Source organism: Actinoplanes auranticolor, assembly GCF_018332655.1.
Classification (GTDB): Bacteria; Actinomycetota; Actinomycetes; order Mycobacteriales; family Micromonosporaceae; genus Actinoplanes; species Actinoplanes auranticolor.
Genome location: NZ_BOQL01000061.1, coordinates 92,708 through 104,173 on the forward strand (window position 1 = coordinate 92,708; position 11,466 = coordinate 104,173).

Annotated in this window: 13 protein-coding genes; 5 read left to right on the plus strand and 8 right to left on the minus strand. The window is 69.6% G+C overall.

From position 1 onward, the window contains the following. Positions 1 to 11: 11 nt before the first annotated feature. Positions 12 to 329: a hypothetical protein gene (locus tag Aau02nite_RS34940; RefSeq protein WP_212992888.1), complete on the minus strand. Its 318-nt coding sequence runs from the start codon at positions 327 to 329 to the stop codon at positions 12 to 14. A gap of 176 nt (positions 330 to 505) precedes the next feature. Between Aau02nite_RS34940 and Aau02nite_RS34945 the strand changes: the two genes are divergently transcribed. Beyond that, complete coding sequence (locus Aau02nite_RS34945) at positions 506 to 934, plus strand: ATP-binding protein (protein ID WP_212992889.1); 429 nt, start codon at positions 506 to 508, stop codon at positions 932 to 934. 38 nt (positions 935 to 972) lie between these two features. Beyond that, complete coding sequence (locus tag Aau02nite_RS34950) at positions 973 to 1,275, plus strand: STAS domain-containing protein (protein ID WP_212992890.1); 303 nt, start codon at positions 973 to 975, stop codon at positions 1,273 to 1,275. Here Aau02nite_RS34950 and Aau02nite_RS34955 read toward each other — a convergent pair. The 4 genes from Aau02nite_RS34955 to Aau02nite_RS34970 form a co-directional block, all read right to left on the minus strand. After that, complete coding sequence (locus Aau02nite_RS34955) at positions 1,272 to 2,315, minus strand: SGNH/GDSL hydrolase family protein (RefSeq protein ID WP_212992891.1); 1,044 nt, start codon at positions 2,313 to 2,315, stop codon at positions 1,272 to 1,274. The two genes, Aau02nite_RS34950 and Aau02nite_RS34955, sit on opposite strands and share 4 nt — an antisense overlap. Positions 2,316 to 2,429: 114 nt before the next feature. Beyond that, positions 2,430 to 2,882, minus strand: a complete 453-nt coding sequence (locus Aau02nite_RS34960) for a cytidine deaminase family protein (RefSeq protein ID WP_212992892.1) — start codon at positions 2,880 to 2,882, stop codon at positions 2,430 to 2,432. Continuing rightward, positions 2,872 to 4,098, minus strand: coding sequence for an RNA polymerase sigma factor (locus Aau02nite_RS34965; protein WP_212992910.1), 1,227 nt, complete (start codon positions 4,096 to 4,098; stop codon positions 2,872 to 2,874). The genes Aau02nite_RS34960 and Aau02nite_RS34965 overlap by 11 nt, the downstream gene beginning before the upstream one ends. Continuing rightward, positions 4,095 to 4,466, minus strand: a complete 372-nt coding sequence (locus Aau02nite_RS34970) for a YciI family protein (protein WP_212992893.1) — start codon at positions 4,464 to 4,466, stop codon at positions 4,095 to 4,097. Before Aau02nite_RS34970 ends, Aau02nite_RS34965 begins: the two co-directional genes overlap by 4 nt. A gap of 120 nt (positions 4,467 to 4,586) precedes the next feature. Between Aau02nite_RS34970 and Aau02nite_RS34975 the strand changes: the two genes are divergently transcribed. Beyond that, positions 4,587 to 5,015: a nuclear transport factor 2 family protein gene (locus tag Aau02nite_RS34975; protein WP_212992894.1), complete on the plus strand. Its 429-nt coding sequence runs from the start codon at positions 4,587 to 4,589 to the stop codon at positions 5,013 to 5,015. A gap of 48 nt (positions 5,016 to 5,063) precedes the next feature. Here the strand turns inward: Aau02nite_RS34975 and Aau02nite_RS34980 are convergent, their stop codons facing one another. Genes Aau02nite_RS34980 through Aau02nite_RS34990 form a run of 3 tightly spaced genes read right to left on the minus strand, consistent with a single transcriptional unit; the run spans position 5,064 to position 9,654 of the window. Beyond that, positions 5,064 to 6,590: a CATRA conflict system CASPASE/TPR repeat-associated protein gene (locus Aau02nite_RS34980; RefSeq protein ID WP_212992895.1), complete on the minus strand. Its 1,527-nt coding sequence runs from the start codon at positions 6,588 to 6,590 to the stop codon at positions 5,064 to 5,066. Then, a complete protein-coding gene (locus Aau02nite_RS34985) occupies positions 6,587 to 6,910 on the minus strand; it encodes a hypothetical protein (protein ID WP_212992896.1) in 324 nt (107 codons plus the stop codon). The genes Aau02nite_RS34980 and Aau02nite_RS34985 overlap by 4 nt, the downstream gene beginning before the upstream one ends. 11 nt (positions 6,911 to 6,921) lie before the next feature. Then, positions 6,922 to 9,654 (minus strand): CHAT domain-containing protein, encoded by a 2,733-nt coding sequence (locus Aau02nite_RS34990; RefSeq protein WP_212992897.1) that lies wholly within the window; start codon positions 9,652 to 9,654, stop codon positions 6,922 to 6,924. Positions 9,655 to 9,911: 257 nt separating this feature from the next. On the opposite strand from Aau02nite_RS34990, the gene Aau02nite_RS34995 reads away from it, so the two are divergent. Both Aau02nite_RS34995 and Aau02nite_RS35000 read left to right on the plus strand, forming a co-directional pair. Then, a complete protein-coding gene (locus tag Aau02nite_RS34995) occupies positions 9,912 to 10,607 on the plus strand; it encodes an NUDIX hydrolase (RefSeq protein WP_212992898.1) in 696 nt (231 codons plus the stop codon). Further along, positions 10,604 to 11,320, plus strand: a complete 717-nt coding sequence (locus Aau02nite_RS35000; protein ID WP_212992899.1) for an NUDIX hydrolase — start codon at positions 10,604 to 10,606, stop codon at positions 11,318 to 11,320. Before Aau02nite_RS34995 ends, Aau02nite_RS35000 begins: the two co-directional genes overlap by 4 nt. Positions 11,321 to 11,466: the final 146 nt, after the last annotated feature.

Consider the following 11,466-nt stretch of genomic DNA (forward strand, 5'->3'; position numbering starts at 1 on the left):
CCGGCGGCGCCTCAGCCATCGTCGCTCTGCTTCAGATACAGCGCCTTGGCGTACTGGGCGGCAGCGGCCTCGTTGTACATCGTGGCCTGGGACATGTACCAGGCGTTGTCGCCCAGGGCCTTCTTGGCCGCCGTCATGCCGGACCAGCGGATGTCCGCGTCGACCTCGGACAGGCCGCGTGCCTTGAAATTGCGGCGCATCTGCATCTTGCCCGACCGGAAATTCTCCGCGGCCTCCTCCGCCTGGCGCATGCAGGAGAAGCCCTTCTCGCTCAGCGCCTCCGCCATCGTCCAGGCCGCCTGTTCCTCCGCGCTCTTGAACTTCGGCACGTCGTTCCTCCCGTGAACTTTGTTCCCGGTTAGCTGTACGGAACGCACGCCCGCGGCGCCAGGCCCCGACGCACACTGCAAGAAAGGTCAAACTGGGCCGATCCCGCACGCCCGGGCCCGTCCGCGCGTGGGTGAAATCGCACATGATCGGGGCCCTCGCTGGGCACCATTCACTCATGCCCTTCCTGAGCGCACAGTCCCCGCCCGCCATGACGGAGCTGCACAAGTGGGTCCTGGACAGCCCGGTGCAGCTGCGCAGCCTGCGGGCCTCGCTGCACGAGGCGATCACCGGTCAGCCGCTGCCGGCGGGTGCCGAGCTGGACGAGGTCCCGGAGAAGGTCGTGCTCGTCGCCACCGAGCTGGCCACCAACGCCCTGCGGCACGGCCTGCCGCCGACCATCGTGCGGCTGGGCCGGCACGACCAGGTCTTCGTGCTGGACGTCGCGGACCACAGCCCCGAGACGGTGCCACAGTACGCCGACGACCGGCCGCCCGGAGCGGGTGGACTCGGCCTGTACCTGGCCAAGAAGTTCGCCCTCGATCTGGGCTGGTACATCGAGGATCACACCAAGCATGTGTGGGCGGAGTTCCCGGTCCCCAGCTGACTTATGATCACGGGATTCGTAAACCGTCAGAGGTGTCCGTGACCCAGCCGAGTTACCAGATCGTCCGCGAGGCCGCTGTCGTCCGGCTGGCCGGCGACTTCGACATCAATGCCCGCGACGAGATGCGCGCCGCGCTCCTGGAAGCCGTGCGCTCAGCGCCCGCCGAGGTTGTCGTCGACTTCGACGACGCGGTGTTCCTGGACAGCGAGGCGATGGGCGCGCTGATCGAGGGCCTCAACGCCGGTCGCGAGGCGGGCGTGCCGCTGCGGATCGTCAACGCCCACGGCCTGGTGCACCGGGTCCTGGACGTCTCCGGCGTGCTGACCCTCTTCAACGGTTAGAGCGTCGCCAGGTTGCCCGGCCCGGTCCACTTGCTGACCAGCCGCGTACGCGTGCGCATCTTGCCGCCGACCCGCACCCGGTAGGCCTGCTTCACCGTGCGCAGCGTCTGCCACGTGCGCAGCCGGCGGGTCTCGCCGTCGATCTTCCGGGTGACGGTCCGCAACTTCCAGATACGGCACTCGGTGCGGTGCCGCACCTCCCCGTCCTGCACGACCTTGGCGGCGAGGCAGCGGCGGGTCGACTGCATCGCGTACGGGTTCGGGCCGGTGTCGCCGGAGGTGTGGAACACCCGGGACATCGCGCGGTAGAAGTTCCAGGCCATCTTCGAGTAGCCGAAGTCGTTCGGGTGGTGCAGGTCGTGCAGGTCGATGCCGCCGACCGTGGACTGGTCCACCACGGTGATCAGCGGGTCCTGCTTGGCGGCGACCATGCCGGGGATGAGCCGGTTGTAGATCCGGTCGTCGGCGAGCTCCCACGGCACCCGCGAGCCGATGATCTGCGCGACGAAGATGAAGGCCGCCGGGCGCGCGGCCCGGATCTGGTCGATGAGCGCCGAGAGCTTGCGGTTCGTCTCGTACGGCCCGTCGCCCTTGGTGATGTTGTTGGTGCCGGCGTGCAGCAGGACGATGTCCGGCCGGGCGTCGGCCAGCCAGCCGTCGACCTCGGTGGCCATCTCGTCGATGTCCCAGCCGCCGTGGCCCTCGTGCCGGGTGTCGCCGCCGGAGCCGTTGGCCTGCGAACCGACGTAGTTGATCTGCATGCCGCCGCGGAGCAGGCGCTGGGCCAGGGCCATCCGGTAGGAGCTGCGGGTCGGTGATCCGGTGCCGAGCGTGATCGAGTCACCCAGCGGCAGGACGCGCATTCCGCCGGTGCCGGCGATACGGGCGCCGGCCGGTCCTTCCCCGGCGACCGGGACGACCTGGGCCCGCGCGGCCTCCGTGGCACCGAGACCCGCGACCAGCCCGGCCGTCAGCACACCGGTCATGACCTTGATGCCCAGACGCCGTGCGCCCGTCGACTTACGCCCCGCAGATTCCACGACCAACTCCCCCGTTCCGCCAGCAAAGACTCCCGACAGATCGGGTGCCGGCCGGGCCATTCGAGACCCGGCCGGTAGCCGTGGGTTGTGATCGAGGTGCAGGGGCAGGCGGGCTCAGCCGGCGAAGACGCCGGGGTCGTACGGCTGGGTGCCCTCCTCGACGGTCCAGACCGCGCCCAGCGGCATCAGATCGCGGATCCGTACGCTGCGGACCCCTTCGCCGGTCGGCAGGATCACCCGGATCCGCGGGTGGTAGTCGAACAGGATCTGCCGGTCGCGGCCGCAGGGACCCACCGGTCCGCGGCCGTAGTTGCCCACCGCCACGATCGTGGCCAGCTCCCGCGCCCCGGACGCACGGGCGTGCCCGAGCGCGACGAGCTCCGCGCACGGCCCGCCGGTGAAGTGGTACAGGTTGATGCCGCCGTACATCCGGCCGTCCGTGCCGCGGACCGCCGCGCCCATGGTGTGCACGCCGGCCTCGCCGTCGGTGTTCGCGTCGACGATGCCCCGGGCGAACTCCACCAGTTCGAGGTCCTCGGCGGTCAACTCACGAAGATCAATGGTCACCGGCCGACCCTAACGCCGCCGCCCGCGCCAGGAGGTACCGCTGCTCGGGCGCGCTCAGCGTCAACCGGGCCGCCTCCAGGTAGGCGGCGTGCGCAGCGCCCGGATCACCGCACTTCTCCAGCAGGTGGGCCCGGACCGCCGCCAGCCGGTGATGCCCGCGCAGCGCCGTGTCGTCCTCGGCCAGGTCGAGCTGCGCCAGCGCCAGCACCGGCCCGTGCACCTCGGCCAGGGCGACGATCCGGTTGAGCTGCACCATCGGGCCGGGACTGAGGGCGTGCAGCATCCCGTACAGCTGAAGGATCTGCGGCCAGTCGGTGTCCTCGGCGCGCGTCGCCTCGTCGTGCACCGCCGCGATCGCGGCCTGCAGTTGATAGGGGCCGATGGGCGCACTCGCGAGCGTCGCGGTGATCAGGGCGACGCCCTCGGCGATCGCCGCCGCGTCCCAGCGGGAGCGGTCCTGCTCCGCCAGGGGCACGAGGGAACCGTCGGGCAGCGTGCGCGCCGGCCGCCGCGCGTCGGTCAGCAGCATCAACGCGAGCAGCCCGGCCACCTCGCCGTCATCGGGCAGCTGCGAGCGCAGCAGCCGGGTGAGCCGGATCGCCTCGGCGCTGAGCTCGGTGCGGTGCAACCGCGCCCCGGAGCTCGCGGTGTAACCCTCATTGAAGATCAGATACAGCACCTGACGTACGGCGGTCAGCCGCGCTTCGCGCTCGTCCGGCGGGGGCAGCTTGAACGTGGCCCCCGAGTCACGGATCTTCTGCTTCGCCCGGCTGATCCGCTGCCCGACGGTCGCCTCCGGCACGAGCAGGGCCCGGGCGATCTCGGCGGTGGTGAGCCCACCGACCGCGCGCAGGGTCAGCGCCACCTGGGAGCCGGTGCTGAGGGCCGGGTGGGCGCAGAGCAGCAGCAGGGTGAGGGAGTCGTCGACTGCCGAGGCGGGCACGGGCTCCGGCTCGTACCGCACCGCATCCTCGCGCCGCCGCCGGGCCGTCTCGTTGCGCAGCAGCTCGATCCGGCGCCGCGAGGCGACGGTGATCAGCCAAGCCCGCGGGTTGGCCGGCACGCCCTCGGCGGGCCACTGCTGAGCCGCGGCGAGCAGCGCCTCCTGCACCGCGTCCTCGCAGGTGTCGAAGTCGCCGAAGCGCCGCACGACCGCGCCGAGAACCTGCGGCGCACACTCGCGCAGCAGGTCCTCACACCCGGTCGGCGCGCTCAGAATTCCCAGCCGCTCATGTCCAGCACCGGTCGCACCTCGACCTGGGTGAAAGCGGCGTCGGGCACCTTGGCCGCCCAGCTGACCGCCTCGTCGAGATCCTCGACGTCGATCAGATAGAACCCGGCCAGGTGCTCCTTGACCTCAGCGAACGGTCCGTCTGAGGCAACGGTACGGCCGTCGCGCACCGATACCCAGCGGGCCAGCGACGGGTCGGCGAGCCCTTCGGAGGCGACGCAGACACCGGCCTTGGTCATCTCCTCGGTGAGCTGCAGGTGTCCCCGGCCGAACTCCATGCGCTGCTCGTCGCTGAGCGTCTCCCAGACGGCCAGCGAACGCTCGTTGGACTGGATCAGGATGAGGTACTTCATCGGAGCCTCCACACGTCCCGGAAATTCTTTCACCGGGGACGTCGAAACCGGCGGCGCCGCTTCTACCTCTGGTCGTAGGGCAGATCTGTTTCCTCGAACTTTTCCTCGAAAGGCGGAACCATGGACACGGCCGAGATTCGCCGGGTGGTGCTGGAGCGGGCGGCAGCGGTGGCAGCCAAGGACGCGAAGGCGATGGTGGCGCACAACGCGCCGGCAATGATCGAGTACAACCTGGCGCCGCCGCTGCGCCAGCCGTCGGCGGGCGACGACCCGGCGCCGGTGGAGAAGTGGCTGGCGACCTTCCAGGGGCCGATGAGCATGGAGATCCACGACCTGGAGGTGACGGCGGAAGGCTCGGTGGCCTTCTGCACCAGCCTGAACCGCCTGACGGCGACGCCGGTGGGGCAGCCGGAGAGCTTCAGTCTGTGGTTCCGGGTCACCCTGGGCCTGCGGAAGACCGACGGCAGGTGGCTGGTCGTGCACGAACACGAGTCGGTCCCGTTCGAGATGGACGGGTCCATGCGGGCCTCGGTCGCCCTGCAGCCCTGACGTGTGGCCGGCCGGCCTTGTCGTGGCCGGCCGGTCGCCGTTCGCGGATCACCCCGGAACGGTCAGGTTCACCTCGGCCCGGGCGTCGTGCTGATCCGCTTCGATCTTCAGCTTCTTCCGCCGGCGATCGGCGATCCAACCGCCGAGACCGGCACCCACGGCCGCGAACCCGACAGTCAGCGCGACACTCCCTTGCCAGTGGAAGCGGAAGGCATCTGTCGCCCACGAGACCAGGGAGGTGCAGAACCAGCCGGCACCCGCGCCGATGACCGCGGCGAACCCGACGTCGATCCTGGCCCACGTCGCGTCGTAGGCGGCGCCGCGGGGCCACCGCAACACCGCCGAGGGCAGCACGAGCGCGAGGCCGGTGAGCAGGAAGATGGTAGGCGGCTGGAGGCGACCCGGCAGGGGCACCTCGTACTCGAGGCTCTGAATGGTGGCGAGCGTCATGAGCACCGCGCCGATGATCGTCGTCTGCAGCAGGGTCAGATTCGCTTTGCGGTCCGCGAGCCTGGTCGTCACCACCGCAGTTGCCAGCCGGCCCTGTTCCGCGGCCTTGACCTGGGCCGCCGAGAGGTAAGCATCCTCGGTCCGCAGTTGTTCGAGCGCCCAGCGGCCGATCCGGCTGTCGGCGGCGCCCACGCGACCGGTCGCTCCGACCGTCTCCAGGTTGTGCTGGATCGCCTCCACGGAACGGATCATCGAGCGCAGCGTCGTGAGTTGCTCGACGAGACCACCCTGGTCGATGTTCAGCCGCACCAGGCCGCGTTCTGCCGCGAGGATCTGCTCGAGCGGCACACCGCGGTCCCCGATCACGGTTTCCACTGCTCGGCACTGCTCCTCGACCCGGCGTACGGTCTCGCGGAAGCCCGGCCTGAGGGTCCGCAGCACCACACTCAGGTTGCGGAGCCGGGCCGCCTGCAGGAGATAGCGGGTGAACGACGGCAGACCCGATCCCGGGCTCGTCCAGAGCCATTCGTCCAGGGTCGGCTCCTCCTTCGCCACCGCGAGCAGCCGGCGTGGTGCCGCCAATCCCGAGCGGGCCAGCTCGTACACGAGCATCTTGTCGGTGGGACGCCAGGCCAGACCAGGACGGACCGCGGGGCGGCGGTTCGTCAACCCGTCGGCGAGCCCTCCGGCCCGCTCGAGCCGGCCGCCGACCACACTGCAGTAGACGCGAGCCGCACCGATCAGATGCTCTTCCCCGAGACCTTCGAGGTGCGTCAACCACTGATCGTCGAACTGGGGCCAGTTCCGGAGCCGGCTGTGGAACGCGTGCACCGAACTGACGACCAGAACGTCGTGCACCTGGTACACCAGGAGTTCGCGAGACCCGCCGGGGGTCGGCCGAGCCCTCGCCGCGAGCACCTTCAGCGAATGATGCTCGCTCAGCTCCTCCGGAAAGGTGAGGTCGGTGTCCCAGCCACCGACCTTCTCCGTGTAGCCGTTCTCGGACGCCCACCCCCAGACCGCATCCACTGCGTCGCGGGCGTGCGAACTGCGACTCCCGATCACCTGTCGGGCCGGGAAGAACGCATGCAGCACGAGGGCGGGCCGGGTCAGCGGTGGTCTCACGGGGCCGCCGATTCCTGGTATTCCTCGCCACCGCCGGCGCGTTTCGTACGGAAGATCAGGCGGAGCAGAACCTCCTGGAACGCGTCGTCGGCCTCCCGCGCGTTCTCGTCGTCCATGCGCGGATTGGCCTTGCCCCCGAGCCGGCGCAGTGCGAGCAGGTGTTCCAGCCGCATCACGATCAGCTCGAAGTCACCGGCGCCCTCCAGCTCGGCAGCGACCTCGGCCGCGATCTCCCGCGCCTCCGACCAGTCCGCATCCGGCAGGCGAGCACCAGCCAGCTCGGTGAGCAGCCGGGAGACGTCGTCCGGTCCCTCGATCACGATGTTTCCCTTCAGAGGTAGAGGCTCAGCGGCAACTGCTCGAGCAGCACCTCGGGGTGACGGAGCCGGCTCGACAGGTCCCGGTACCGCTCGTGCAGGACCTGCACCGGATCGAAGACGCCCGCCCCGGAAGCCACGGCATGGCGGCTCGCGGACAGCAGCGCCCGAACCGTTCGGACCATTGCCCCGTCCTCGACACTCCACAGTGGCATACCGACGACACCGGCGCCGGTGGCGATCAACGAGCGCAGGAAACCGGACACCTCGCCGCTGTCGGTCTTCGCACCCAGCCCCGCCAGGCACGCGCCGAGGATGGTCAGCTTGTTGCGGGGCAGTCGCAGCCGCAGAGCCAGGTCGTACTGCGTCAGGTACGTTCCGCGCAGATCGAGGTAGGGCCCGAGCTGGCGGAAGTGCGGGTTGTAGCCGCCATGACCGGCATAGATCAAGAATTCCGGCTTGGCCAGCGTGATCTGCCGGATGCCCTCCATATCAGCGGGGAAGTGCCGCTCGACCCCGCGCAGGGCCGCCGGCCGGTCGCCCAGGATGACCATGCGGTCCTCCTGCCAACCGGTATGGAGCAGCTCCCCGCCGGCGACACCGAGGCGCCCGGCCATCGCGTTCTCATCGGCGACCACGATGGCGGCCAGGTCGTCGTCGACGCTCACGGGCTGCCGTCGCAGGAAGCTGCGGCCCCGGCTGACGAACGCGGTGGCGCTCACCGACTGCGACGTGGGCACCCGGGCGGCCAGCGGGGCCGTGGTACCCGGCTCCCACGCGAGGTGGAGCGGGATGGCGAAGAGATCGTCGGTGGGAATCAGCACAAGGTGACCCGGCTCGGTGGGCCTTCGGATGAAGTTCCACATCGGCCCGACGAGGACGTTCCAGATCGCCTCGCACTGCTCCTTTGACGGCGCCCGGTCCGTCTTCAGCTCCTTGGCCAGACGCTCGACATCCCGATAGGGGATGTCAGCCACGTGCTGCATGTCGCCGTTGCGGAAGATGAAGGCGCCCAGCGACTCCGGCTGAGCCGGCCCGTAGGTGAAGTACCGCACCACGCAGGTGTCGGGGTTGTTCACCGTGAACATCCGGACTCGGTGGGCGATCTCAGGGTCCTGCGGAGCTGCCTCGAGCGGGTGATGGAGAAAGGCCTCCTCGAACTCGGTCTCCCGGCGCGCGAGCTCCGACCGGATCGCCTCCTCGGTCGCGCCCTGCGCACGCCGGACCGTGCCGCGCCGAACAGCATCCCGCCGGCTCCGCGTCGGAGTGGCCGGCAGATCCGGGGCGATATCTCCGGCCTCCCCTTCCGCCTCGAACGCGGTCTCGGCCGCAGCGGGTACATCGCGCTTCGATGAGTCCTCGGCTGACGACGGCAGGGAAGGGAGCTGAGGGAGCGCCGCGGTGGAGAGCATGTCGAGCAGCTCACGCGCCGACGACGCCTCGACCAACCCGAACGCCTCCTCGGCCGGCCCGACGACGGCGGAGGAGACCGCGGACGGCCCGGTGGTCGACGACGACGCGATGCGGTTCGCGATCCGCTCCAGGTAGCTCGGCCGGATCGTCCGCGAGTACGCCTGCTTGTACGCCGGCATCGCCACCGCGCGGCGGATCGACTCGGCCATCATGAACCGCTTCTCGGCCACGTCCTCGATCAGCTCCGTCCGCACGGCCGGATCGAGATCCGCTGGAAGCGTCGCCACGAGTTTGGCGTACTCGTCGACGGTGTAGGCGGCCACGTGGATGTCGAGCCCGGTGCCTCCGTTCGCCCGCGCCTGGACGATGAATTCCTCCAGGAGCTTGCGCAGCTCGTGCGCGCCCTCGACGCCCCCTCTGCGGATTGCGAGGTGCTGCCGGGCGATCAGCTGGCCGCGCGGATAGCGGCCGTGGGAGAGATCGAGGAACAGCCCGTGGGCCCGCTCCTCGTCCACCAGCGCCTGGTGGTTCAGCGACTGGTAGATGCGGAAGTGGTCGTCCAGCACATAGGAGACGCGGATCGACTCCTCGGAGATCGCCAACGACTCCTCGGCGGCCTCCCGGGACTGCTCCCGCTTCGCCAGGTCCTTGAGGGCGAGCGCAAGATTGTGCAGGACACTGGAGTAGCCGCGGAGATACTCGCGATGCCGGGGCCGGGCCTCAGGGTCGATGTCGCCGATCGTCACGCCGTAGTAGAGGGCATCCGCCAGGATGCGTTCACGCTCGGCCCGCAGATCGCTGATCAGCTTGGTGACCGCCGGCTCGCCGCTCTGCCTCGACTCCTCGTAACGACCCCGGTTGACGTTGCTGCGCAGATCGGGCAGGCACCACCAGAGCCGATGCTGTTCCGCCACGGCCACGGCGGTCTCGAACGCCATGCGGGCCCGGGTGTAGCTGCCGAGCCGATATCTGATCTTGCCGGTCACGTCGTGCCAGCGCACGGTGGCGTAGGCGGCGAACTCGTCGACCCGCCGGGCGTTCTGCACAGCCGCCCGGAGAGCCTCGGCGTCGTCCTGGGAGGCTTCGATCATGCGCAGCGCAGCCCAATGGTCGTAGGTCAGATCCGACCGGACGATGTCGCACCAGTGCGCGCCGACCCGGCGGGCCAGCTCGGGCAGACCGCGATCCGCGACGGGCCGGAACGCGTCCACCATGCGCAGGATGCCCAGGGCGTACTCGTGCCGGAGCGGAACATCGAAGTCCACGTCGTACCGGAGGATCAAGTCCTCGATGTCGAACTCGTTGGCGAAGTCCCTGATGCGATCGCTGTACATGCCCACCTCGCGACGCCGTGATCCGGAGCGGTCAAGGTAGCGGCCCCGGCTCGTCACCAGAAGGAGCGAACGTCCACTTTCATCCATCCGGGAGGGTGACGCGGCGTATTCCCATGATCACCTGGTGACGGTCCGAACGCGACAGCGGAGACCGCTTCACGACGGAGTGATGCCGGCCCAAGTGACCTGTGGGTTAGCGTGTCAACCAACCCGCACCTGCTGGAGGACGCTTCGTGGACGAGGCACTACGTCGGTCGATGTACGCAAACCTTCGGGAGTCCCACCCCGCACTGTTCGCCAATCCGCCCGGTGCCGCGTTCGAGATCCTCACCGAGCCCGTCGAGGTACGGGCCGCCGAGGAAGCCCGGGCCACGGACCTCGCCGAAGCCGGCATGCCCGCTTTCATGGCCGAGACCGGTGTCGTCTACGCGGACCCGTTCTTCATGGTCGTCCGCGACGCCGTACGAACTCCCGCGGGGAGCCTCGGCACGTATTCGCGAGTGATCAGCGCAGGTAACGCGATCGGCGTGGTGATCCTCCCGCAGGTCGGCGAGGGGATCGTGCTGGTGCATCACTTCCGGCACAGCACGCGGACCTGGCACCTGGAAATTCCGCGCGGCTTCGGTATGCCCGGCTCCGACCCGGTCGACGACGCGCGACGCGAGCTGTTGGAGGAGATCGGCGTGAGCGCCACGGCGCTGCACGACCTCGGCGAGGTTTATCCGGACAGCGGTGCGATGGGCAGCCCGGTGCGACTCTTCTACGCCGAGGTGAGCGACCCGCCGTCCGCGGCCGACCAGGAGGAGGGCATCGACGCGATCCGGATCGTCTCTCCCGGCGAGCTCGGGCGGATGATCCGGGACGAGGAGATCACCGACGGGTTCACGATCACCGCGTACACCCGGGCCCTGCTGCGTGGCTTGCTGCCCGCTTCCGCTCCGGAGACGCTGTGACGCCGGCCGGCAGCCGGCGCGGCCAGCGGCTCGACCGCTACGACGAACTGCGCGGCGAGCGCCCCGAATCGTTCGTCAACCCACCCGGCGCCGCCTTCGAGATCGTCTTCGACCGCACCGTGCAGCTCGCGGTCGCGGACGAAATGGCGAGGCGCCTGCGCGAAGCAGGGCGTCCCGAGGAGTTCGGCGACATCGGGGTCGTCTACGAGGACGCCTTCGTCATCGCCGTGCGCGACGCGGTCCGCTTCCGTGACGGGTCGGTGCGGCCGTACATCCGGCTCCTCGGTGCCACGGTGGGCACCGGCGCAGCAGTCATGCCCATGCTGACCGACGGCCGGATCCTGCTCGCCTGGCACTTCCGGCACGCCTCGCGGGGCTGGCAGTGGGAGATCCCGCGCGGCTTCGCCGAACCTGGTGACGACGGTGCGACGACCGCTACCCGGGAGCTGCGGGAGGAGGTCGGCGTCGCGGTGGACAAAGTCGAACTGCTCGGCCGTATCACCGCGGACGGAAACAACGACGAGATCTACCTGGCGAGGCTGAACGCGGCCGATCTGCCCGAGGTCATGACCGACGACGCCACGGGAGAGGGCCTCGACGAGATCAAACTGGTCAGGCCGGCCGAACTGGCCCGCATGATCGCCGACGGTGAGATCACGGACGAGTACCTGCTCGCGGCCTACGCCTTCGCCGTGGCGAAGCAGGTGTGGTGAACAGCCGTTGATCTCATCCCCGGGGTGAGCCATGTCCGGACAGCAAAACGCCCACCGTGCGTTTCCGCAGGTGGGCGGTGCTCAAAGCCCGGCGAGAGGCTTGGTGGCCAGGGGCGGGGTCGAACCGCCGACCTTCCGATTTTCAG